This is a genomic window from Marinobacter sp. NFXS11 (assembly GCF_040148675.1).
GTDB lineage: Bacteria > Pseudomonadota > Gammaproteobacteria > Pseudomonadales > Oleiphilaceae > Marinobacter.
Map to the genome: position 1 here is coordinate 179,444 of NZ_JAGDDV010000004.1, position 22,125 is coordinate 201,568.

32 protein-coding genes are annotated in these 22,125 nt (G+C 55.4%); all 32 read right to left on the reverse strand.

The features are described from left to right. Nucleotides 1-8 precede the first annotated feature (8 nt). The 32 genes from J3362_RS19480 to rpoC all read right to left on the reverse strand — a co-directional run bounded on the left by J3362_RS19480 (nucleotide 9) and on the right by rpoC (nucleotide 22,084). Nucleotides 9-1,013 carry a DNA-directed RNA polymerase subunit alpha gene (locus J3362_RS19480; protein ID WP_008174911.1) on the reverse strand — a complete coding sequence of 335 codons (1,005 nt, stop codon included), beginning with the start codon at nucleotides 1,011-1,013 and terminating at the stop codon, nucleotides 9-11. A gap of 35 nt (nucleotides 1,014-1,048) precedes the next feature. Next, on the reverse strand, nucleotides 1,049-1,669 hold the full coding sequence (gene rpsD, locus J3362_RS19485) for a 30S ribosomal protein S4 (protein ID WP_349521866.1): 621 nt from the start codon (nucleotides 1,667-1,669) through the stop codon (nucleotides 1,049-1,051). Between the two features lie 18 nt (nucleotides 1,670-1,687). Continuing rightward, nucleotides 1,688-2,077 carry a 30S ribosomal protein S11 gene (rpsK, locus tag J3362_RS19490; protein WP_007153992.1) on the reverse strand — a complete coding sequence of 130 codons (390 nt, stop codon included), beginning with the start codon at nucleotides 2,075-2,077 and terminating at the stop codon, nucleotides 1,688-1,690. A gap of 13 nt (nucleotides 2,078-2,090) precedes the next feature. Continuing rightward, nucleotides 2,091-2,447 carry a 30S ribosomal protein S13 gene (rpsM, locus tag J3362_RS19495; RefSeq protein ID WP_148607567.1) on the reverse strand — a complete coding sequence of 119 codons (357 nt, stop codon included), beginning with the start codon at nucleotides 2,445-2,447 and terminating at the stop codon, nucleotides 2,091-2,093. Nucleotides 2,448-2,589: 142 nt separating this feature from the next. Beyond that, nucleotides 2,590-2,703 (reverse strand): 50S ribosomal protein L36, encoded by a 114-nt coding sequence (rpmJ, locus tag J3362_RS19500; protein WP_008174902.1) that lies wholly within the window; start codon nucleotides 2,701-2,703, stop codon nucleotides 2,590-2,592. Between the two features lie 30 nt (nucleotides 2,704-2,733). Beyond that, nucleotides 2,734-4,056 carry a preprotein translocase subunit SecY gene (secY, locus tag J3362_RS19505; protein WP_008174899.1) on the reverse strand — a complete coding sequence of 441 codons (1,323 nt, stop codon included), beginning with the start codon at nucleotides 4,054-4,056 and terminating at the stop codon, nucleotides 2,734-2,736. A 17-nt stretch (nucleotides 4,057-4,073) separates the two neighbouring features. Next, on the reverse strand, nucleotides 4,074-4,508 hold the full coding sequence (rplO, locus tag J3362_RS19510) for a 50S ribosomal protein L15 (RefSeq protein ID WP_088829375.1): 435 nt from the start codon (nucleotides 4,506-4,508) through the stop codon (nucleotides 4,074-4,076). Nucleotide 4,509: 1 nt separating this feature from the next. Next, nucleotides 4,510-4,698 (reverse strand): 50S ribosomal protein L30, encoded by a 189-nt coding sequence (rpmD, locus tag J3362_RS19515; protein WP_012139786.1) that lies wholly within the window; start codon nucleotides 4,696-4,698, stop codon nucleotides 4,510-4,512. Between the two features lie 4 nt (nucleotides 4,699-4,702). Next, the gene (gene rpsE, locus J3362_RS19520) at nucleotides 4,703-5,203 is read right to left on the reverse strand and encodes a 30S ribosomal protein S5 (protein ID WP_008174892.1); all 501 of its coding nucleotides are present in this window, start codon (nucleotides 5,201-5,203) and stop codon (nucleotides 4,703-4,705) included. Nucleotides 5,204-5,215: 12 nt separating this feature from the next. Next, on the reverse strand, nucleotides 5,216-5,563 hold the full coding sequence (gene rplR, locus J3362_RS19525; protein WP_041341459.1) for a 50S ribosomal protein L18: 348 nt from the start codon (nucleotides 5,561-5,563) through the stop codon (nucleotides 5,216-5,218). Between the two features lie 9 nt (nucleotides 5,564-5,572). Continuing rightward, entirely contained in the window at nucleotides 5,573-6,106 is a 534-nt protein-coding gene (gene rplF / locus J3362_RS19530; protein ID WP_148607564.1) for a 50S ribosomal protein L6, read from the reverse strand. Between the two features lie 9 nt (nucleotides 6,107-6,115). Next, nucleotides 6,116-6,508: a 30S ribosomal protein S8 gene (gene rpsH / locus J3362_RS19535; RefSeq protein WP_008174886.1), complete on the reverse strand. Its 393-nt coding sequence runs from the start codon at nucleotides 6,506-6,508 to the stop codon at nucleotides 6,116-6,118. An 88-nt stretch (nucleotides 6,509-6,596) separates the two neighbouring features. Beyond that, nucleotides 6,597-6,902 (reverse strand): 30S ribosomal protein S14, encoded by a 306-nt coding sequence (rpsN, locus tag J3362_RS19540; protein ID WP_008174884.1) that lies wholly within the window; start codon nucleotides 6,900-6,902, stop codon nucleotides 6,597-6,599. 12 nt (nucleotides 6,903-6,914) lie between these two features. Next, the gene (rplE, locus tag J3362_RS19545) at nucleotides 6,915-7,454 is read right to left on the reverse strand and encodes a 50S ribosomal protein L5 (protein ID WP_008174883.1); all 540 of its coding nucleotides are present in this window, start codon (nucleotides 7,452-7,454) and stop codon (nucleotides 6,915-6,917) included. Nucleotides 7,455-7,469: 15 nt separating this feature from the next. Further along, the gene (gene rplX / locus J3362_RS19550) at nucleotides 7,470-7,790 is read right to left on the reverse strand and encodes a 50S ribosomal protein L24 (RefSeq protein WP_008174881.1); all 321 of its coding nucleotides are present in this window, start codon (nucleotides 7,788-7,790) and stop codon (nucleotides 7,470-7,472) included. 17 nt (nucleotides 7,791-7,807) lie between these two features. Beyond that, entirely contained in the window at nucleotides 7,808-8,176 is a 369-nt protein-coding gene (rplN, locus tag J3362_RS19555) for a 50S ribosomal protein L14 (protein ID WP_007154005.1), read from the reverse strand. An 18-nt stretch (nucleotides 8,177-8,194) separates the two neighbouring features. Continuing rightward, nucleotides 8,195-8,461: a 30S ribosomal protein S17 gene (gene rpsQ / locus J3362_RS19560; protein WP_008174879.1), complete on the reverse strand. Its 267-nt coding sequence runs from the start codon at nucleotides 8,459-8,461 to the stop codon at nucleotides 8,195-8,197. A 1-nt stretch (nucleotide 8,462) separates the two neighbouring features. Beyond that, the gene (rpmC, locus tag J3362_RS19565) at nucleotides 8,463-8,654 is read right to left on the reverse strand and encodes a 50S ribosomal protein L29 (RefSeq protein WP_008174877.1); all 192 of its coding nucleotides are present in this window, start codon (nucleotides 8,652-8,654) and stop codon (nucleotides 8,463-8,465) included. Then, nucleotides 8,654-9,067 carry a 50S ribosomal protein L16 gene (gene rplP, locus J3362_RS19570; RefSeq protein ID WP_008174875.1) on the reverse strand — a complete coding sequence of 138 codons (414 nt, stop codon included), beginning with the start codon at nucleotides 9,065-9,067 and terminating at the stop codon, nucleotides 8,654-8,656. The genes rpmC and rplP overlap by 1 nt, the downstream gene beginning before the upstream one ends. A 12-nt stretch (nucleotides 9,068-9,079) precedes the next feature. Continuing rightward, nucleotides 9,080-9,763 (reverse strand): 30S ribosomal protein S3, encoded by a 684-nt coding sequence (gene rpsC, locus J3362_RS19575; RefSeq protein ID WP_349521867.1) that lies wholly within the window; start codon nucleotides 9,761-9,763, stop codon nucleotides 9,080-9,082. Nucleotides 9,764-9,774: 11 nt separating this feature from the next. Then, nucleotides 9,775-10,107 carry a 50S ribosomal protein L22 gene (rplV, locus tag J3362_RS19580; protein WP_048497742.1) on the reverse strand — a complete coding sequence of 111 codons (333 nt, stop codon included), beginning with the start codon at nucleotides 10,105-10,107 and terminating at the stop codon, nucleotides 9,775-9,777. A 16-nt stretch (nucleotides 10,108-10,123) separates the two neighbouring features. Further along, nucleotides 10,124-10,399: a 30S ribosomal protein S19 gene (gene rpsS, locus J3362_RS19585; protein WP_007154011.1), complete on the reverse strand. Its 276-nt coding sequence runs from the start codon at nucleotides 10,397-10,399 to the stop codon at nucleotides 10,124-10,126. 23 nt (nucleotides 10,400-10,422) lie between these two features. After that, complete coding sequence (gene rplB, locus J3362_RS19590) at nucleotides 10,423-11,250, reverse strand: 50S ribosomal protein L2 (protein WP_349521868.1); 828 nt, start codon at nucleotides 11,248-11,250, stop codon at nucleotides 10,423-10,425. Nucleotides 11,251-11,267: 17 nt separating this feature from the next. Continuing rightward, nucleotides 11,268-11,561: a 50S ribosomal protein L23 gene (rplW, locus tag J3362_RS19595; protein WP_100641158.1), complete on the reverse strand. Its 294-nt coding sequence runs from the start codon at nucleotides 11,559-11,561 to the stop codon at nucleotides 11,268-11,270. Next, the gene (gene rplD, locus J3362_RS19600; RefSeq protein WP_008174860.1) at nucleotides 11,558-12,163 is read right to left on the reverse strand and encodes a 50S ribosomal protein L4; all 606 of its coding nucleotides are present in this window, start codon (nucleotides 12,161-12,163) and stop codon (nucleotides 11,558-11,560) included. The genes rplW and rplD overlap by 4 nt, the downstream gene beginning before the upstream one ends. Before the next feature lie 11 nt (nucleotides 12,164-12,174). After that, entirely contained in the window at nucleotides 12,175-12,813 is a 639-nt protein-coding gene (gene rplC / locus J3362_RS19605; RefSeq protein ID WP_148607561.1) for a 50S ribosomal protein L3, read from the reverse strand. A 76-nt stretch (nucleotides 12,814-12,889) separates the two neighbouring features. Beyond that, entirely contained in the window at nucleotides 12,890-13,201 is a 312-nt protein-coding gene (gene rpsJ, locus J3362_RS19610) for a 30S ribosomal protein S10 (protein ID WP_004580743.1), read from the reverse strand. Between the two features lie 185 nt (nucleotides 13,202-13,386). After that, on the reverse strand, nucleotides 13,387-14,583 hold the full coding sequence (gene tuf, locus J3362_RS19615) for an elongation factor Tu (RefSeq protein WP_349521869.1): 1,197 nt from the start codon (nucleotides 14,581-14,583) through the stop codon (nucleotides 13,387-13,389). A gap of 35 nt (nucleotides 14,584-14,618) precedes the next feature. Further along, entirely contained in the window at nucleotides 14,619-16,724 is a 2,106-nt protein-coding gene (fusA, locus tag J3362_RS19620; protein WP_349521870.1) for an elongation factor G, read from the reverse strand. Between the two features lie 18 nt (nucleotides 16,725-16,742). Then, nucleotides 16,743-17,213, reverse strand: a complete 471-nt coding sequence (rpsG, locus tag J3362_RS19625; protein WP_008174847.1) for a 30S ribosomal protein S7 — start codon at nucleotides 17,211-17,213, stop codon at nucleotides 16,743-16,745. A 114-nt stretch (nucleotides 17,214-17,327) separates the two neighbouring features. Continuing rightward, the gene (gene rpsL / locus J3362_RS19630; RefSeq protein ID WP_008174844.1) at nucleotides 17,328-17,702 is read right to left on the reverse strand and encodes a 30S ribosomal protein S12; all 375 of its coding nucleotides are present in this window, start codon (nucleotides 17,700-17,702) and stop codon (nucleotides 17,328-17,330) included. Between the two features lie 167 nt (nucleotides 17,703-17,869). Then, a complete protein-coding gene (rpoC, locus tag J3362_RS19635) occupies nucleotides 17,870-22,084 on the reverse strand; it encodes a DNA-directed RNA polymerase subunit beta' (protein ID WP_349521871.1) in 4,215 nt (1,404 codons plus the stop codon). Nucleotides 22,085-22,125: the final 41 nt, after the last annotated feature.

Here is a 22,125-nt window from a genome sequence, read left to right on the forward strand (position 1 = left end):
ATCGGCGATTAACCGCCCAGAACCCGGTCGTCGCCACGAAGGCTAGCCGGCGGCCAGTTATCAAGACGCATGCCCAGTGACAGACCACGGGACGCCAGAACGTCCTTGATCTCGGTCAGCGACTTTTTACCAAGGTTAGGCGTCTTCAACAGCTCAACTTCTGTGCGCTGGATAAGATCGCCGATGTAGTAAATGTTCTCAGCCTTCAAGCAGTTAGCTGAACGCACTGTCAATTCCAGATCATCAACCGGACGCAGCAGGATAGGATCGATTTCTTCCTCCTCCTCAACGCGCTCGGGCTCTTTCTCATGATCGAAATCGACAAACACCGCCAGTTGTTGCTGGAGGATGGTGGCCGCCCGGCGAATTGCTTCTTCCGGATCGATGGTGCCATTGGTCTCCAGGTCGATAACCAGCTTGTCCAGATCGGTCCGCTGCTCTACCCGTGCACTTTCCACGGCGTAAGCCACACGACGAACCGGGCTGAATGTTGCATCCAGCTGCAGGCGTCCGATGGCACGAGTTTCGTCCTCGTCAAGACCGCGCTGGTCCGCCGGCTCATAGCCGCGACCGCGTGCAACACGGAGACGCATGTTCACTTCACCATTCTCGCTAAGGTGACAGATCACGTGCTCCGGGTTGGCAATCTCAACGTCATGATCCAGCTTGATATCACCGGCTGTCACAACGCCCGGGCCTTTCTTGCTGAGCGTAAGCTCGGCATCGTCCCGACCGTTCATTTTTACGGCAACGCCTTTGAGATTCAGAAGAATCTCGATGACGTCTTCCTGGACACCCTCAATGGCGCTGTACTCGTGCAGGACACCGTCAATCTGCGCTTCAGTCACGGCGCAGCCCGGCATCGAAGACAAGAGAATCCGGCGCAGTGCACTGCCCAGGGTATGACCAAAGCCCCTTTCCAGAGGCTCAAGCGTAACCTTGGCACGTGTGGCGCTTGATTCCTTCACGTCAATGGTACGAGGTGTCAATAACTCATGTACTGAACGCTGCATAGACGCCCCTATCTGCTATCGTTGCTAACTGGGCTTTACTTGGAGTAAAGCTCGACGATGAGGTTCTCGTTGATGTCGGCCGGCAGTTCAGTACGCTCGGGTACTGACTTGTAAACGCCGGACATCTTGTTGGCGTCGACCTCTACCCAGCTCACCGCGGCACGGCTTGCAGACAGATCCAGTGCGCCTTTAACACGCAGCTGGTTCTTCGCCTTTTCACGCACGCTCACAACATCACCCGGCCGGACCTGGTAAGACGGAATGTTCACCGACTTATCGTTGACCAGGATCGCCTTGTGAGAGACGAGCTGACGGGCTTCTGCACGGGTAGAACCAAAGCCCATGCGATATACAACGTTATCAAGACGGCCTTCCAGCAGCTGCAGCAGGTTTTCACCAGTTGCACCTTTGCCTCGGGCGGCCTCTTTGTAATAGTTGCGGAACTGCTTCTCGAGAACGCCGTAGATACGACGAACTTTCTGTTTCTCACGAAGCTGTACGCCGTACTCGGACAGACGACCGCGACGCGCGCCGTGCATACCCGGCGGAGTCTCGATGTTGCACTTGGAATCGAGCGCGCGAACACCGCTCTTCAGAAAAAGATCTGTCCCTTCACGACGAGACAGCTTGCACTTCGGGCCTATATAACGAGCCATAATTCACTGTCTCCTGTGTTAGACGCGGCGCTTCTTGGGCGGACGACAGCCGTTGTGGGGAATCGGCGTCACATCTGTGATGTTGGTGATCTTGTAGCCACACGCATTCAGCGCGCGAACTGCAGATTCACGTCCGGGCCCAGGACCCTTAACCTCTACGTCCAGGTTTTTAAGGCCGTATTCAGCAGCCGCATTACCGGCTCTTTCAGCTGCTACCTGCGCAGCAAAAGGTGTACTCTTGCGTGACCCACGGAAACCGGAACCACCAGAGGTGGCCCAGGACAGGACGTTGCCCTGACGGTCAGAAATGGTCACGATAGTGTTGTTGAAGGACGCGTGAATGTGCGCGACGCCATCAACAACCGTCTTTTTCACCTTTTTACGGGTACGTGTACCTGGCTTTGCCATGTTTGCCTACCTGTTACTTACGAATAGGTTTGCGTGGACCTTTACGGGTGCGTGCGTTGGTCTTGGTGCGCTGGCCACGGACCGGAAGGCCATGACGATGACGCAGACCACGGTGGCATCCGAGATCCTTCAAACGCTTGATGTTCATCTGTACTTCACGACGCAGATCGCCTTCGACAGACACCTTGCCCACTTCAGTACGAAGTGATTCAAGCTGCTCGTCGCTAAGGTCTTTGACCTTGACGTCCGGCTTGACGCCGGTTGCATCGCAAAGCTTCTGGGCTGTGGTCTTGCCAACACCAAAGATGTAGGTCAGCGAGACAACAGCATGTTTGTGATCGGGTATATTGACACCGGCTATACGTGCCATCCAAATTACTCCGCGTTCAAAGCTTTGCTGTGTGAATTTTCCGCCACTATAAAAGGGCGCGAAATAATAGCGCCTGACCCCAGGCGGGGTCAAGCGCTATTATTCATACCCTCTACAATGTCAGTTCTGGATCCGATAAGGATCAGCCCTGGCGTTGCTTGTGACGAGGCTCCGAGCAAATGACCCGTACCGAGCCATTGCGACGAATTACTTTGCAGTTACGGCAAATTTTCTTTACCGAAGCGCGTACTTTCATTGTCGACTCCAGTTTTCAAGGGGAACGGGATTAACCGTTCCGACCATAGCCCTTGAGATTGGACTTCTTCATCAGTGATTCATACTGATGGGACATCAGGTGCGACTGAACCTGCGCCATGAAATCCATCACCACGACTACAACAATCAGCAGAGAGGTACCGCCCAGATAGAACGGTACATTCCCGGCCACCATCAGGAACTGAGGGAACAGGGAAACTGCTGCAATGTACATTGCACCGAACAGCGTCAGACGGGTCAGAACACCATCGATATACTTGGCAGTCTGATCACCAGGACGAATGCCCGGAATAAACGCTCCAGAGCGCTTGAGGTTATCCGCAACTTCTTTCGGGTTGTACATAAGGGCTGTATAGAAGAAGCAGAAGAAAACCACTGCTGCTGCAAACAGGATAATGTACAACGGCTGGCTCGGCGCCAGGGCCTGGGATACATCGCTCAGCCATTCCATACCCTCACCCTGACCAAACCACTGCCCCAGCGATGCCGGGAAGAGCAGGATGGACGACGCAAAGATGGGCGGAATCACACCGGCCATATTCACCTTCAGGGGAAGATGACTGGACTGCTGGGCGAACACCCGGCGACCCTGTTGTCGCTTGGCGTAATTGATCGTCAGCCGGCGCTGCCCCCGCTCCATGAAGACCACGAAGCCGATAACAGCAACCGCAAGAACACCAATACCCAGAACTACCAGCAGGCTCATCTCACCATTGCGGGCCTGCTCGAGCGTCTGACCGATAGCACCGGGAAGCCCGGCAACAATACCGGCGAAGATCAGCAAGGAAATGCCGTTACCGACACCCCGCTCGGTGATCTGCTCGCCAAGCCACATCATGAACACGGCACCACTCACAAATGACACGACCGCCACAAAGTGGAAGCTGAAGCTGTCATTGAAGGTGACACCCTGAGATGCCAGACCGACAGAAATACCAAAACCCTGAACCAGGGCAAGGATAACCGTACCATACCGTGTGTACTGGCTGATCTTTCGACGGCCAGCCTCACCTTCTTTTTTCAGCTGCTCAAGCTGCGGACTAACCGCAGTCATGAGCTGCATGATGATAGAGGCCGAGATGTACGGCATGATACCGAGAGCGAAGATACTCATGCGCTCAAGCGCACCACCGGAAAACATGTTGAACATGCTCAGGATTGTGCCCTGGTTCTGTTCAAACAGTGCCGCCAGACGGTCGGGGTTGATACCCGGCACCGGAATGTGGGCACCAATCCGGTACACCAGCAATGCCAGGAAGACAAACCAGAGCCGCGATCGCAGCTCTGCCAGTCCTTTACCCGCGCCCGCAGGCAATGATGCGTTCTTGGCCATTTAGTCCTCGACTCGCCTTAGTCTTCGACTTTACCACCCGCGGCAGAAATTGCCTCGCGCGCGCCTTTGGTTACCCGAAGTCCCTTCACAGTTACCGCACGGCTCAGTTCGCCGGACATGATAACCTTGGCTTCGCGAATCTCCCCGCGAATAATGTCTGCCTTTTTCAGGGCTTCCAGATCCACCACATCGCCTTCAACCTTCGCCAACTCGTTCAGGCGAATCTCAGCAACGTAACGCTGCTGACGGGAGGTGAAGCCAAACTTTGGCAGACGACGGGCCAACGGCTGCTGACCACCCTCGAAACCGGGCGCCACACTGCCGCCGGAACGGGCCTTCAGACCCTTGTGACCGCGACCACCGGTTTTGCCGAGACCGCTACCGATACCACGACCAACGCGCCTTGCGGCCGGACGTGAACCGGGCTCTGGACTAAGTTCGTTCAGACGCATCTTAGTTCTCCTCAACCCGAACCAGGTAATCAACCCGGTTGATCATGCCGCGGATGGAAGGTGTATCTTCCACTTCCACGGTGTGACCGATTTTACGAAGACCCAGGCCCTTCACACACAACTTGTGCTTGGGCTGGCAGCCGATGGGGCTGCGGGTCAGAGTTACTTTGATCGTTTTTGCGTTCGCCATGACTTCAACCCAGAATCTCTTCCACGGTCTTACCGCGCTTGGCTGCAATATCTTCAGGCGCTTGAGTTGCCTGGAGACCCTTGATGGTGGAACGTACTACGTTCACCGGGTTGGTAGACCCGTAACACTTGGACAGTACGTTCTGAACACCCGCCACTTCCAGTACTGCGCGCATCGCACCGCCGGCGATGATACCAGTACCTTCGGACGCTGGCTGCATGTAGACCTTGGAGCCGCCATGCTGAGCCTTGACCGGGTATTGCAGGGTAGTACCGTCAAGCGGAACTTCTACCATATTCTTGCGTGCAGCTTCCATGGCCTTCTGGATGGCAACCGGCACTTCACGCGCCTTGCCACGACCGAAACCAACGCGACCTTTACCATCACCCACTACAGTCAGTGCGGTGAAGGCGAAAATACGGCCACCTTTAACAACCTTGGCGACACGATTGACCTGAACCAGCTTTTCCTGGAGCTCAGGCGCCTTCTGTTCGTTAACGCTCATCTTCTCCACCTCTTAGAATTGCAAGCCAGCTTCACGGGCTGCGTCGGCCAGAGCCTGAATACGGCCGTGATAACGGTAACCGGAGCGGTCAAAAGCAACCTGCTCAACACCTGCTGCCTTGGCACGCTCAGCGATCAGCTGACCGACCTTTTTGGCAGCGTCCACGTTACCGGTTGCACCCTGGCGCAGTTCCTTATCCAACGTGGAGGCAGAAGCCAGCACCTTGCTGCCGTCTGCAGTCGTGACCTGGGCGTACATGTGACGCGGTGTGCGGTGAACGCACAGACGATTGGTTCCCAGTTCACGGATCTTCATGCGCACTTTGCGTGCGCGACGCAATCTTTCGTTATTCGCGCTCATAGTCCCGCCTTATTTCTTCTTGGCTTCTTTGCGTCTGACCTGCTCATCCGCATAACGAACACCCTTGCCCTTATAAGGCTCGGGCGGACGGAACGCGCGGACTTCCGCAGCGACCTGGCCAACCTGTTGCTTGTCGATACCGCGAATCACTACTTCCGTATTGGACGGAGTCTCTGCGGTAATCCCCTCGGGCAGCTCATACTCGACCGGGTGTGAAAAACCCAGTGTCAGGTTGAGCTTCTTACCTTGCGCCTGGGCACGGTAACCTACGCCCGTCAGCTGGAGTTTACGTTCCCAGCCTGTGGAAACACCGGTCACCATGTTGTTAACCAGTGCACGAGTAGTACCAGCAAGAGCGCGGGACTTGGTAGCACCATCACGGGCCGCAAAGCGCAGAACATTTTCTTCCTGCTTTACTTCAACCGCTTGGTGAATGGTGATTTGAAGTGCTCCCTTGGAACCCTTCACATTAATTTCCTGTCCGTTCAGCTTAACCTCAACACCGGAAGGCAGCACGACAGGATTATTGGCAACCCTGGACATGTGTATCTCCTAGAATACGGTGCAGATGACTTCGCCACCCACGCCAGCAGCTCGTGCGGCGCGGTCTGTCATAACGCCCTTGGACGTTGAGACAATCGCGACTCCCAGACCACCGGATACTTTCGGCAGTTCCCCAGCGCCGTTGTACTGGCGCAGACTCGGACGGCTGACCCGCTTGATCTCTTCAATAACCGGCTTGCCGCCGAAGTATTTCAGAGTAATCGTCAGCTCGGGCTTCGCGTCGGCTGAAACGGAGAAATCGTCGACGTAACCTTCGTCCTTCAGGACCTGGGCTACGGAGATCTTCATTTTTGAAGACGGCATCGTAACGTCTGCTTTCGATGCCATCTGTGCATTACGGATACGGGTAAACATATCCGCAAGCGTGTCTTGCATACTCATTGGTATGAGGCTCCTGATCTTTTTAGTTGTGCAGCGGCTTGCCGCACCGCTTACCAACAGGCACCCGACCGAGGTCAGGGTGCCTATCTTACCAGCTTGCCTTGGTCAGGCCCGGAACGTCACCGCGCATGCCGTATTCACGGAGTTTGATCCGTGACAGCTCAAACTTGCGCAGAACGCCGTGGGGGCGACCAGTCACCTGGCAACGATTACGAAGACGCGAAGGAGAAGCATCGCGAGGAAGCTGTTGAAGCTTCATCTGTGCGTCCCAACGGTCATCATCGCTGGTATTCGGGTTCTTGATAATCGCCTTGAGCTCGGCACGCTTCGCTGCAAACTTCGCAACGGTCTTTTCGCGCTTGAGCTCACGGTTTTTCATGGAAACCTTAGCCATTACACTCGTTCCTTATTTCTTGAACGGAAAGCCAAAGGCTTTCAACAGTTCGCGACCTTCATCGTCGGTACCGGCAGTGGTGGTAATGGTGATATCCAGACCACGGATCTTGTCGACTTTGTCGTACTCGATCTCGGGGAAAATGATCTGCTCACGCACACCCATGCTGTAGTTACCGCGACCGTCGAACGACTTGGGATTCAGACCACGGAAGTCACGAATGCGGGGAACCGCAATGTGAACCAGGCGATCAAAGAAGTCCCACATACGCTCACCGCGCAGGGTAACCTTACAACCGATAGGCCAACCTTCACGGATTTTGAAACCCGCGACGGATTTACGAGCCTTGGTAACAACCGCTTTCTGACCTGCCAGGCGCTCAAGATCCGCCACAGCATTCTCAATCAGCTTCTTGTCACCAACCGCTTCGCCGACACCCATGTTAAGGGTGATCTTCTCGATACGCGGCACCTGCATGATGTTCTTGTAGCTGAACTCTTTCTGCAGGGCGGGTACCACTTCCTTACTGTACTGCTCTTTCATGTTAAGCATCGTAACCACCACCGCTTACTGGTTATCGACAGCTTCATTCGTGGACTTGAAGATCCGCACTTTCGCGCCGTCTTCCTTGATCTGGAAGCCTACACGATCGGCTTTGCCGGTCTGCGGATTAAAAATAGCCACGTTGGAAGCCTGGATAGGTGCTTCTTTTTCGACGATGCCACCTGGGGAGCCCAGCATCGGGTTAGGCTTGGTGTGCTTCTTGATCATATTGATCCCTGAAACCACCATGCGGCCATCGTCCTGAACCTTCAGGACTTTACCACGTTTGCCTTTATCTTTCCCCGTGGTGACGATTACTTCGTCATCTCGTTTGATCTTTTTCATAACCGGCCTCTGGTCCTTTAAAGTACTTCGGGTGCCAGTGAGATAATCTTCATGAACTTCTCATTACGCAGTTCACGGGTAACCGGTCCGAAGATACGGGTACCAATCGGTGCGTCCTGATTGTTCAGAAGTACCGCCGCGTTTCCGTCGAAACGGATCAGCGAACCGTCGGGACGGCGAACACCCTTACGGGTGCGTACCACGACAGCCTTAAGGACCTGGCCTTTCTTCACTTTTCCGCGGGGGATGGCTTCCTTGACGGTCACCTTGATGATATCCCCTACGCTGGCATAACGCCGATGTGAACCGCCCAGGACCTTGATGCACATCACCTGACGCGCACCGCTGTTATCCGCGACTTCAAGCATTGTTTGAGTCTGAATCATGGTTGTTCTCCGGGCGAATTACACCTTGGATGCACGTTCAGTGACTTCCACCAGGGCCCAGCTCTTGGTCTTGGAGACCGGACGGGTTTCCTGAATGGTCACAGTGTCACCGATGTTGCACTGATTGCTCTCATCGTGAGCGTGGATCTTGGTTGAACGCTTCATGTACTTACCGTACAGCGGGTGTTTCACCTGACGCTCGACCAGCACCACGATGGACTTCTCCATCTTGTTGCTCACGACCTTGCCGCTCAGAGTTCTGGCAGTTTGGGTAGCTTCGGTCATGTCACTGTCCTGCCTTTTCGTTCAATACTGTTTTCACGCGAGCGATGTCGCGCTTCACCTTGCCGAGAAGGTGAGACTGATTCAGCTGACCTGTCGCCTTACGCATGCGCAGGTTGAACTGCTCCTTCAGGAGGTCGATCAGCTCTTTGTTCAGCTCCTCGACTGACTTTTCACGCAGCTCTGTTGCTTTCATCACATCACCGTCCTCGTTACAAAGGTGGTCTGTACCGGCAGTTTGGCCGCCGCGAGAGTGAATGCGTCACGAGCGATTTCCTCGGAAACACCTTCCATCTCATAGAGCATGCGGCCTGGCTGGATTTCAGCCACCCAATACTCGACAGAACCCTTACCTTTACCCATTCGAACTTCAAGCGGCTTACCGGTGATCGGCTTGTCCGGGAACACCCGGATCCAGATCTTACCGCCCCGCTTGATGCGACGAGTCATGGTACGACGCGCTGCTTCAATCTGGCGCGCAGTTATACGCCCACGGCTCGTAGCCTTCAATCCGTATTCACCGAAGCTCACCTTGTTGGCGCGGTGAGCAAGACCGGTGTTACGGCCTTTCATTACCTTGCGGAATTTGGTGCGTTTTGGTTGCAGCATAAGAGTGCCCCTTTACTTAGAACCTTTCTTCCCAGAGGCTTTCTTGTCAGCACGGACCTGCTCCATACCACCAAGAATCTCACCTTTGAAGATCCATACCTTGACGCCGATTACGCCGTAAGTGGTATGCGCTTCGTAGGTTGCGTAATCAATATCTGCACGCAGTGTGTGCAGCGGAACACGACCTTCGCGATACCACTCGGAACGCGCAATTTCAGCACCCCCGAGACGACCGCCAACCTGGATCTTGATACCCTTGGCACCCTGGCGCATGGCGTTCTGGACCGCACGCTTCATAGCGCGACGGAACATCACACGACGCTCCAGCTGGCCGGCAACGTTTTGCGCTACCAGGCGGGCATCGAGGTCCGGCTTGCGGACTTCTTCGATGTTGATGTGCACAGGCACACCCATCATGTCGCTGACGTCGCGACGCAGACGATCAACATCTTCACCCTTCTTACCGATAACAATACCGGGACGGGCAGTATGGATCGTGATACGGGCGTTCTGAGCAGGGCGCTCGATCACAATCTTGCTGACAGACGCCTTAACCAGACGCTTGTCGAGGAACTCACGAACCTGAATGTCATTCAGCAGGTTCCTGGAGTATTCCTTTTTGTCGGCATACCAGACTGAGTTGTGCTCTTTGATCACACCCAGGCGAATGCCGGTTGGATTTACTTTATGACCCATCTGAGCATCTCCTACTTGTCGGCGACCTTGACGGTGATATGGCAGGTGCGCTTGAAAATACGGTCAGCGCGCCCCTTGGCTCGAGCTTTGATTCGCTTGAGCGTCGGACCCTCATCCACCATCACGGTGGAAACCCGCAGTTCGTCAACGTCCAGACCTTCGTTATGCTCAGCATTGGCGATGGCAGACTCAAGAGCTTTCTTGATGACTGTGGCCGCCTTTTTTGGGCTGAAAGTCAGAATGTTTAGGGCGTCCTCAACAGCCTTGCCGCGTACTTGGTCAGCGACAAGACGTGCTTTCTGAGCTGAGAGGCGAGCGCCCTTATACTTGGCTGCTACTTCCATTTCGATTACCTCAGAATCAGCGTTTAGCTTTCTTGTCGGCCGCATGACCACGATAAGTACGCGTTGCCGCGAACTCACCCAGCTTATGTCCAACCATATCTTCGGTGACATAAACCGGCACGTGCTGCTTGCCGTTGTGGACTGCAATGGTCAGGCCTACCATCTCCGGAAAAACTGTTGACCGACGCGACCAGGTTTTGATCGGTCGCTTGTCATTAGCTTCCAGAGCTGCCTCGACCTTCTTCAACAGATGCAGGTCTATAAAAGGACCTTTCTTTAAAGAACGTGGCACAGCAATTACCTCTATGTAGTCGTTTACTTGGCCGAACGACGACGTACTATCATCTTGTCAGTACGCTTGTTCTTACGAGTCTTATGCCCTTTGGTCGGAACACCCCACGGAGTAACCGGGTGACGCCCGCCAGAGGTACGCCCTTCACCACCACCATGTGGGTGGTCAACTGGGTTCATAGCAACACCACGTACTGTTGGACGTTTACCGCGCCAACGTGATGCACCCGCTTTACCAAGCTGCTTGAGACTGTGCTCGCTGTTGGATACTTCACCCAACGTTGCACGACAATCTACAAGCACCTTTCGCATTTCACCTGAGCGCAGGCGGATGGTGGCATAAGCACCTTCCCGTGCAACCAGCTGTACGGATGCGCCCGCAGAGCGAGCCAGCTGTGCACCTTTGCCAGGCTTGAGTTCGACGCAGTGGATAACAGAACCGACCGGAATATTCCGGAGCGGCAACGTGCTGCCCACCTTGATCGGTGCGTCGATACCGGAGCGCACAGGATCACCAATCTGCATACCTTTGGGAGCGATAATGTAGCGACGCTCGCCATCAGAATACTTCAGCAGTGCAATGTGCGCAGAGCGGTTCGGATCGTATTCCAGGCGCTCAATGACCGCCGGAATACCGTCTTTGGTCCGCTTGAAATCGATGACACGGTAGTGCTTCTTATGACCACCACCAGTGTGACGGGTTGTGATGCGGCCTACATTGTTACGACCACCCGTCTTGTTCTTTCTTTCTACCAACGGCTCGTAAGGGCGCCCAGTGTGCAGATCCGGGTTGTAAAGCTTTACAACGTGACGGCGTCCGGCAGATGTTGGTTTGGTTTTGACGATCGGCATATTACGACCCCTTTACCTTATTCCACATCCAGAAAATCGATGTCCTGACCTTCTGCCAGCTTTACATAAGCCTTACGAATGTCATTACGCTTGCCGAAGCCGCGAACGGTACGCTTAAGCTTACCCTTACGGTTCAGAACCTGAACACCTTCTACGGTGACGTTGAACAGCTGCTCAACGGCTTTCTTGATCTCGGGCTTGGTAGCGTCCGGGGCAACCCGGAAAACAACCTGGCCGTGCTCGGCCACCAGAGACGCTTTTTCCGATACGTGCGGCCCAAGCAGGACCTTGTAAATACGTTCCTGATTCATCCCAGCATCTCCTCGATCTTCTTCAGAGCGGGAACGGTCACAACGACCTTCTCGAAGGCAACCAGGCTAACCGGATCCAGACCAGCAATATCACGCACGTCTACGTGCGGAATGTTGCGCGAAGCCAGATGCAGGTTCTGCTCGACGTTATCGGACAGAATCAGCGCATTGGTCACACCGATATCCTTCAGCTTGGCGTTGAATGCCTTGGTCTTGGGGCTGTCAACGTTCATATCATCGACAACAACCAGACGCTCTTGGCGAACCAGCTCGGAAAAAATGGAGCGCATCGCTGCGCGGTACATCTTGCGGTTAACCTTCTGCTCAAAGCCACGAGGCTTGGCTGCAAAGGTAACGCCACCGGAGCGCCAGATCGGACTACGGATAGTACCGGCACGGGCACGACCGGTGCCCTTCTGACGCCATGGCTTCTTACCGCCACCGCTAACTTCGGAACGCGTCTTCTGAGCCTTGGTACCCTGGCGGGCGCCTGCCATATAGGCAGTCACTACCTGGTGAACCAGCGACTCGTTAAAATCTTTGGCGAACGCGGCGTCGGAAACAGAAATTCCCTTGCCGCTACCTGTAATTGTCAATTCCATCGCACCGCTCCTCAGGCTTTAACTGCAGGCTTGATGACAACATCGCCGCCAGTTGCGCCGGGAACGGCACCACTTACCAGCAGCAGGTTGCGCTCGGCGTCGACACGGACGATTTTCAGGTTCTGCACAGTTACCTGAGCATTACCCATCTGGCCCGCCATCTTTTTGCCCTTGAATACCTTGCCCGGAGTCTGGTTCTGACCAATGGAACCCGGAGCACGGTGAGACAGAGAGTTACCGTGAGTGGCATCCTGCATAGAGAAGTTCCAGCGCTTAACACCGCCCTGGAAACCTTTACCCTTGGACTGACCGATGGCATCAACCACCTGACCGTCCTCGAATACAGAAGCCGTGATCTCACTACCGGCAGCCAGGTCTTCACCTTCGCCGTCGGCAAGACGGAATTCCCACATACCACGACCGGCTTCAACGCCCGCCTTGGCAAAGTGGCCCGCTTCGCTCTTGGTAACACGAGAGGAACGACGAGTACCGACAGTCACCTGAACGGCGCGGTAGCCATCGCTTTCAAGAGTTTTTAATTGGGTAATCCGGTTGGGCTCAACCTCAATTACCGTTACGGGCAGCGCCTGCCCATCTTCCGTAAAAATACGGGTCATACCGGCCTTACGACCGACAACACCAATTGCCATGTTTCACCTCTTAAGTGTACGGGGCTCTCACCCTCTATGGCCTTATGACAGTTACACAGACTAATACCGGGCGGTATTAGCCGAGGCTGATCTGAACGTCTACACCTGCTGCCAGGTCCAACTTCATCAAAGCATCTACTGTCTTTTCCGTCGGCTCAACGATGTCGAGCAAACGCTTATGCGTACGAATTTCATATTGATCGCGCGCGTCTTTGTTGACGTGCGGAGAAATCAATACTGTGTACTTTTCCTTCCGCGTCGGCAGAGGGATAGGGCCACGCACCTGAGCGCCGGTCCGCTTGGCGGTATCGACGATCTCCTGCGTGGACTGGTCGATCAGGCGATAATCAAACGCCTTCAACCGGATTCGAATTTTTTGGCTTTGCATGATGCACCAAACTCCACTCGTAGCAGCTACTAGTTAGCCGACCTTCAAAAAAAGGAGCCGCATTGTATGCATAATACTCAACCCTGTCAACAGCATTGCTGATTGACCGGGTTGAGCTGGCTTTGCGGCTGAAACAGAAAAAGGGGCTGAAGAATCAGCCCCTTTTTCCTGATCAAACGAGCGAATTACTCGATGATCTTGGAGACCACGCCGGCACCAACGGTACGGCCGCCTTCACGAATCGCGAAGCGCAGGCCATCTTCCATGGCGATCGGAGCAATCAGGGTAACACTCATCTTGACGTTGTCACCCGGCATAACCATTTCCACACCTTCCGGCAGTTCGCAAGAACCGGTTACGTCGGTGGTACGGAAGTAAAACTGCGGACGGTAGCCCTTGAAGAACGGAGTATGACGGCCGCCTTCTTCTTTGGACAGTACGTACACTTCGCACTCAAACTTGGTGTGCGGAGTGATGGAGCCCGGTACCGCCAGAACCTGACCACGCTCAACGTCGTCACGCTTGGTGCCACGCAGCAGCGCACCAATGTTCTCACCCGCACGGCCTTCGTCCAGCAGCTTGCGGAACATCTCAACACCGGTACAAGTCGTCTTGACGGTGTCTTTCAGACCAATGATTTCAACTTCGTCACCAGTCTTGATCACGCCACGCTCAACACGGCCGGTCACAACGGTACCACGACCGGAGATAGAGAAGACGTCCTCGATCGGCATCAGGAACGGCTGATCGATCGCACGCTCCGGCTCAGGGATGTAGTCATCCAGAGCTTCTACCAGCTTCTTGACAGCGGTAGTACCCATCTCGTTGTCGTCTTTGCCTTCCAGCGCCATCAGCGCAGAACCGGTGATGATCGGAGTGTCGTCACCCGGGAAGTCGTACTGGCTCAGCAGGTCACGAACTTCCATCTCAACCAGCTCGAGCAGCTCTTCATCGTCCACCATGTCCGCTTTGTTCAGGAACACAACGATGAAAGGCACGCCAACCTGACGGGACAGCAGGATGTGCTCACGGGTCTGCGGCATGGGGCCGTCAGCTGCGGAGCAAACCAGGATCGCGCCGTCCATCTGCGCTGCACCAGTGATCATGTTCTTCACATAGTCAGCGTGGCCCGGGCAGTCTACGTGAGCGTAGTGGCGATTCGGGGAATCGTACTCAACGTGAGAGGTCGCAATGGTGATACCACGCGCACGCTCTTCCGGTGCGTTATCGATCTGATCGAATGCACTCGCAGACCCTGTACCCCAAACTTCGTGACATACACGGGTCAGGGCAGCAGTCAAAGTGGTTTTACCATGGTCAACGTGACCAATGGTGCCTACGTTCAAGTGCGGCTTATTACGCTCAAATTTAGATTTAGACACGGTTACACCTCTTCCTGTTTCTTAAGTCCTGGGGATCAACCCTTTTTAATGATCGCTTCGGCAATGTTCGAAGGCGCCTCTGAATAACCAGAGAACTCCATCGCATAGGACGCCCGGCCTTGCGTTGCAGAACGCAGGTCGGTGGCGTAACCGAACATTTCCGACAACGGAACCTCTGCACGAATGACCTTACCGGCAGGACCTTCGTCCATACCCTGGATAACACCGCGACGACGGTTAAGGTCGCCTACAACATCACCCATGTAGTCTTCCGGCGTCACAACCTCAACTCGCATGATCGGCTCGAGCAGTGCCGGGCTCGCCTCGAGGGCACCCTTTTTCATTGCCATCGAACCGGCGACCTTGAAGGCCATTTCGTTGGAGTCAACGTCGTGATAGGAACCGTCGTACAGGGTTGCCTTGATACGCAGCAGCGGATAACCGGCCAGACAGCCGTTCTGCATCTGCTCTTCAATACCCTGCTGAACTGCCGGGATGTATTCCTTGGGAACAACACCACCAACAATCTCATTCACGAAGATAAAGTTTTCGCCATCTTCATCATCCAGCGGCAACGGCTCAAGCTTGATCTTGACGTGACCATACTGACCACGACCACCAGACTGGCGCACGAATTTGCCTTCGACGTCTACCGACTTGCGAATGCGCTCACGGTAGGCGACCTGCGGCTTACCGATGTTCGCCTCTACCTTGAACTCGCGACGCATGCGGTCAACGATGATATCCAGGTGAAGCTCACCCATGCCGGAGATGATGGTCTGACCGGATTCTTCGTCGGTACGGACGCGGAACGACGGATCTTCCTGAGCCAGCTTGCCCAGGGCAACGCCCATCTTTTCCTGGTCCGCCTTGGACTTCGGCTCAACGGCAACGGAAATTACCGGCTCCGGGAATTCCATGCGCTCGAGAATGATCTTGTGATTCTCGTCGCACAGGGTGTCACCGGTGGTCACACTCTTCAGGCCGATCGCTGCAGCGATGTCGCCCGCGAGCACTTCCTTGATCTCCTGGCGATCTTTGGAGTGCATCTGGACCATACGGCCGACGCGCTCTTTCTTGCCTTTGACCGAGTTGTAGACGGCATTACCGGACTCAAGCTTACCGGAGTAGACCCGGAAGAAGGTCAGCGTGCCCACAAACGGGTCTGTGGCGATCTTGAACGCCAGTGCCGCGAACGGCGCATCATCGTCCGCCTCACGAAGCTCCTCGGTACCGTCTTCGTCTACTTCACCACGGATGGCTTTGACTTCGTCCGGCGCCGGCAGGAACTCGATAACGGAATCCAGAACCGCCTGAACACCCTTGTTCTTGAACGCAGAACCACAGGTGGCCACAACGATTTCGTTCGCCAGGGTGCGCATGCGCAGACCCTTCTTGATATCGTCGATGGAAAGCTCACCTTCTTCAAGGTACTTCTCCATCAACTCTTCGTTGGCTTCTGCGGCCGCTTCAACCATCTGCTCGCGGTACATGGCGACTTCGTCTTCCATCTCCGCAGGAACGTCCTTCTGCTCGTAGCTAGCGCCGGAGTCAGCTTCGTTCCAGTAGATGGCCTTGTTACGAATCAGGTCGACAATACCAGCGAAATTGTCTTCAGAACCGATGGGCAACTGAATAGGAACGCAGTTCGCGCCAAGACGCTTCTTGATCTGCTCAACAACGCGCAGGAAGTTGGCGCCGGCACGGTCCATCTTGTTGACGAACACCATGCGGGGGACTTCGTACTTGTTGGCCTGGCGCCATACAGTCTCGGACTGAGGCTCAACACCGGAGGAGCCACAGAACACCACAACCGCACCGTCAAGTACGCGCAGGGAGCGCTCTACTTCGATGGTGAAGTCAACGTGTCCCGGGGTATCAATGATATTGATCCGGTGCTCGGGGTACTGCTTGTCCATACCCTGCCAGAATGTCGTAGTCGCAGCAGAGGTGATGGTAATACCACGCTCCTGCTCCTGCTCCATCCAGTCCATGGTAGCTGCACCATCATGAACCTCACCGATCTTGTGGGAGATACCTGTGTAGAACAGGACCCGCTCGGTGGTTGTGGTTTTGCCCGCATCAACGTGCGCACAAATACCAATGTTTCTGTAACGCTTGATAGGAGTCTTGCGTGCCACTGTATAAACCTCGGCTGGTTAGAAACGGAAGTGAGAGAACGCCTTGTTGGCTTCTGCCATGCGGTGAACATCTTCACGCTTCTTAACAGCGGAGCCTTTGCTGTCAGCGGCGTCCAGGATTTCACCAGCCAGACGCTGAGCCATGGACTTCTCACCGCGCTTCCGTGAATATTCTACGAGCCAGCGCATGGCCAGCGCGTTCTGACGGGAAGGCCGTACTTCGACAGGCACCTGGTAAGTAGCACCACCAACACGACGGGACTTAACCTCAACCATCGGCTGGATGTTCTCCAGGGCCTTCTCGAACATGTCGATCGGCTCTTCTTTGGATTTCTCGGCAACAATGTCCAGAGCGCCGTAAACAATGCGCTCTGCGGTAGACTTCTTGCCACTTTCCATCACGTGGTTGATGAACTTGGCAAGACGTGCACTGCCGAATTTCGGATCCGGGATAATTTCCCGCTTAGCTGCAACTCTTCTTCTAGGCATCGATAAGCCCTTATATATCTAAAAGGTCTTCAGGAACCCCTGAGATAGCAAATGCTACTCAGCCTTACTCTTACCGTTCTGACAAGCAACGATAAAAGACACCCACTCGGGACATCAGGACTTGGGTCGTTTTGCACCGTACTTGGAGCGGCCCTGCTTACGGTTCTGTACACCCTGGGTGTCCAGCGTTCCGCGAACAGTGTGATAGCGCACACCCGGAAGGTCTTTTACTCGACCGCCACGGATAAGCACAACACTGTGCTCCTGAAGGTTGTGACCTTCACCACCAATGTATGAGGAAACCTCGTAGCCGTTGGTCAGACGAACACGGCACACTTTACGCAGTGCTGAGTTCGGCTTCTTCGGCGTTGTGGTATATACACGAGTGCACACACCACGGCGCTGAGGGCAGGCCTGAAGAGCAGGAACATCGCTCTTGGCTACCTTGCGCTTACGAGGCTTACGCACCAACTGATTAATCGTTGCCATGTAAGCAAACTCCAAAAAACCATATCAATGAAACTTACCCCCTGTGCAGGGGGTAAAATTTAAGGGACGCAAGTGTAAGCCTGCGCCCCTGGACAGTCAAGATGACTGGTCTCTTTTTGACCACCTCCCGGGTAGGTAACTACCCGGAGGCGGTTCGCCGGCCCAACTCAGCTTTCGCGGTTGAGCTCGGCACTCAGAGCTTCTTCCACGTCGGCCGCTGTTACGCCCTGCTCTTCCAGGTCACGCTTGCGACGACGCTCATTGTGGTACGCCAGACCGGTACCAGCCGGAATCAGTCGACCAACCACAACGTTTTCTTTCAGGCCGCGCAGGTAATCACGCTTCCCGGTAACCGCACCTTCGGTGAGTACCCGGGTGGTTTCCTGGAACGAAGCCGCAGAAATGAACGACTCGGTGGCCAGGGAAGCCTTGGTGATACCCAGCAGCAGACGCTCGAACCGCGCAGGCTCTTTGTCGGCCGCATCGGCCTTCTCGTTTTCTTCAAGCACCTGGGTGATTTCCACCTGATCACCGGACAGCAGAGTCGTATCACCCGGATCGGAGATTTCGACCTTACGCAGCATCTGTCGAACGATAACCTCAATGTGTTTATCGTTGATGACAACGCCCTGCAGACGGTAAACATCCTGGATTTCGTTGGTGATGTACTTGGCCAGCTCGACCACACCCAGCAGACGCAGAATATCGTGCGGGTTGGACGGACCGTCAGAAATCACCTCACCCTTCTCAACAGTCTCGCCTTCAAAGACGTTGAGCTGACGGTGTTTCGGAATCAGAACTTCGTAAGCATCGCCATCCTTCGGTGTGATCACCAAACGCTTCTTGCCCTTGGTTTCCTTGCCGAACGAGACCATACCGCTGATTTCAGCCAGGATGGACGATTCCTTCGGGCGACGGGCTTCAAACAGGTCCGCAACCCGTGGCAGACCACCGGTAATATCCCGGGTCTTGGAGCTTTCCTGCGGAATCCGCGCTACCACGTCCCCCAGCTCAACTCGCGCGCCATTGGCCATGGTGACCAGCGCGTTTGCGGGCAGGAAGAAGATCGCAGTACCACCACCTGGCAGTTCGACTTCTTCGCCTTTTTCGTCAACCAGCTGAATGGCCGGACGGATGTCCTTGCCAGCCGCGGGACGCTCCTTGGGATCAATGACCTCCATGGTGGAGAGACCGGTCAACTCGTCGGTCTGGGTACGGACTGTGATGCCCTGATCCATGTTGACGAATTTCGCGGTACCACCAGCTTCAGCGATGATCGGGTGGGTGTGCGGATCCCACTTGGCAACCACAACACCGGCTTCAACCGCGTCACCGTGCTTGACGGAGAGAACGGCGCCATACGGCAACTTGTACCACTCGCGCTCACGACCCTGGTCATCGGCAATGGCCAGAGCAGAGGAGCGGGAGATCACCACCAGGGAGCCATCGGCCTTTTCGATAGACTTCATGTTGTGCAGGCGTACGGTACCACCATGCTTGACCTGGATATTGTCGACCGCGGATGCCCGACTCGCAGCACCACCAATGTGGAAGGTACGCATGGTCAGCTGGGTACCCGGCTCACCGATGGACTGAGCAGCGATAACGCCTACAGCCTCACCAACGTTGACCTGATGACCACGAGCCAGATCACGGCCATAGCACTTGGAACAGATGCCGTGGCGGGTCTCACAGGTAATCGCAGAGCGAACCCAGACTTCGTCCACACCGGCCCGCTCAAGGGTTTCAACGGCCTTCTCGTCCAGCAGCGTGCCGGCAGCAATAACGGCGTTGTCCTTGTCGGTCGGAGTAAACGCATCACGTGCGGTCACACGACCCAGAACCCGGTCGCCCAGAGGCACTACAACGTCGCCACCTTCGATGTGCGGCGTCATCAGCAGACCTTCGTCGGTGCCACAGTCTGGCTCGGTAACGACCAGATCCTGGGACACGTCTACCAGACGACGGGTCAGGTAACCGGAGTTCGCGGTCTTCAGAGCGGTATCCGCCAGACCCTTACGGGCACCGTGGGTGGAGATGAAGTACTGGAGTACGTTCAGACCTTCACGGAAGTTCGCAGTGATCGGCGTTTCGATGATAGAGCCGTCCGGCTTGGCCATCAGGCCACGCATACCGGCCAGCTGACGGATCTGGGCCGCGGAACCCCGGGCGCCGGAATCGGCCATCATATAAACCGAGTTGAACGACTCCTGCATCAGGTATTCGCCGTCTTCACCCTTCACCGGCTGTCCATCAGGCCCGATAACCTGCTCCTTCGCCAGACGCTCCATCATGGCTTTGGAAACTTTATCGTTGGCACGGGACCAGATGTCGATAACCTTGTTGTACTTCTCGCCCTGGGTCAGGAGACCGGACGCGTACTGGGTCTCGATGTCCTTCACCTCAGCGGATGCGGCATCGACCAGCTCGTACTTCTCCGGCGGAATCTCGAAATCGTTGAAACCGATCGAGATGCCGGACACGGTCGCGTAGTGGTAGCCCATGTACATCAGCTGGTCCGCGAAAATGACGGTGTCTTTGAGACCGGCATCACGGTAGCAGGTGTTGATCAGGTTAGAGATCGCCTTCTTGACCATCGGCTTGTTGACCAGCTCATAGGAGAGGCCATCCGGCACGATGTCAAACAACAGCGCCCGACCAACCGTGGTATCAACAATCTTGTATTCTTCGGAGCGCGAACCGTCCTCGGCAATTGTGACTTCCTTTACCCGAACTTTCACAATAGCTTGGAGATCCACCATTCCGGCGCCATAGGCCCGGTGAGCCTCTTTGACGTCAGCAAACACCATGCCTTCACCGAGGGCGCTCTTGCGCTCACGGGTCATGTAGTACAGACCAAGTACCACGTCCTGGGACGGTACGATGATCGGCTCGCCGTTGGCCGGCGACAGCACGTTGTTGGTGGACATCATCAACGCACGGGCTTCGAGCTGGGCTTCCAGGGTCAGCGGTACGTGGACCGCCATCTGGTCACCGTCAAAGTCCGCGTTGTAGGCGGCACAGACCAGCGGGTGCAGCTGGATCGCCTTGCCTTCGATCAGAACCGGCTCGAACGCCTGGATACCCAGACGGTGCAGGGTCGGCGCTCGGTTCAGCATGATCGGGTGTTCGCGGATGACTTCGTCCAGGATATCCCAGACCACGCCTTCCTCGCGCTCGACCATCTTCTTGGCGGCCTTGATGGTGGTCGCCAGGCCGCGATGCTCCAGCTTGGAGAAAATAAACGGCTTGAAAAGCTCCAGAGCCATCTTCTTGGGAAGACCGCACTGGTGCAGGCGCAGGTAGGGACCTACCACGATCACCGAACGACCGGAGTAATCCACACGCTTACCAAGCAGGTTCTGACGGAAACGGCCCTGCTTACCCTTGATCATGTCAGCCAGGGACTTCAGCGGGCGCTTGTTGGTGCCGGTAATGGCACGGCCTCGGCGACCGTTATCCAGCAGCGCATCGACTGCTTCCTGCAGCATCCGCTTCTCGTTGCGCACGATGATATCAGGAGCATTAAGCTCCAGAAGGCGCTTGAGGCGGTTGTTCCTGTTGATCACCCGACGGTACAGATCGTTCAGGTCAGAGGTCGCGAAGCGGCCACCGTCCAGCGGTACCAGTGGGCGAAGATCCGGTGGCAGAACCGGCAGCACGGTCATGACCATGTCGCCTGGCTTATTGCCGGAGTAAAGGAACGCCTCAAGAATCTTCAGACGCTTGCTGAACTTCTTGATCTTGGTTTCGGAGTTGGTCTGCGGAATCTCTTCACGCAGGGCATCAACCTCTTCCTGCAGATCGATACCTTCCAGCAGTTCCTTAACCGCTTCAGCACCCATGCGGGCGTCAAATTCGTCACCGAACTCTTCCAGGGCTTCGTAATACTGCTCATCGTTCAGCAGTTGGCCCTTCTCCAGGGTGGTCATCCCCGGATCGATAACAATAAAGGATTCGAAGTACAGGACCCGCTCGATATCGCGCAGGGTCATATCCAGCATCAGACCGATACGGGACGGCAGTGACTTCAGGAACCAGATGTGCGCGACCGGGCTGGCGAGCTCGATGTGGCCCATACGCTCACGACGCACACTGGCCAATGCGACCTCAACGCCACACTTCTCGCAGATAACACCGCGATGCTTCAGGCGCTTGTATTTACCGCACAGGCACTCGTAGTCCTTGATCGGGCCGAAGATCTTGGCACAGAAAAGACCGTCGCGCTCCGGCTTGAAGGTACGGTAGTTAATGGTCTCAGGCTTCTTCACTTCGCCAAAGGACCAGGAACGGATCATGTCAGGCGACGCCAGGCCAATGCGGATAGCGTCGAATTCCTTGCTTTGGTTCTGGCTCTTGAGAAGATTCAGCAAATCTTTCATCAGTAAAAGCTCCGGATGGCGTTAATCTCGGGCGGGCACTG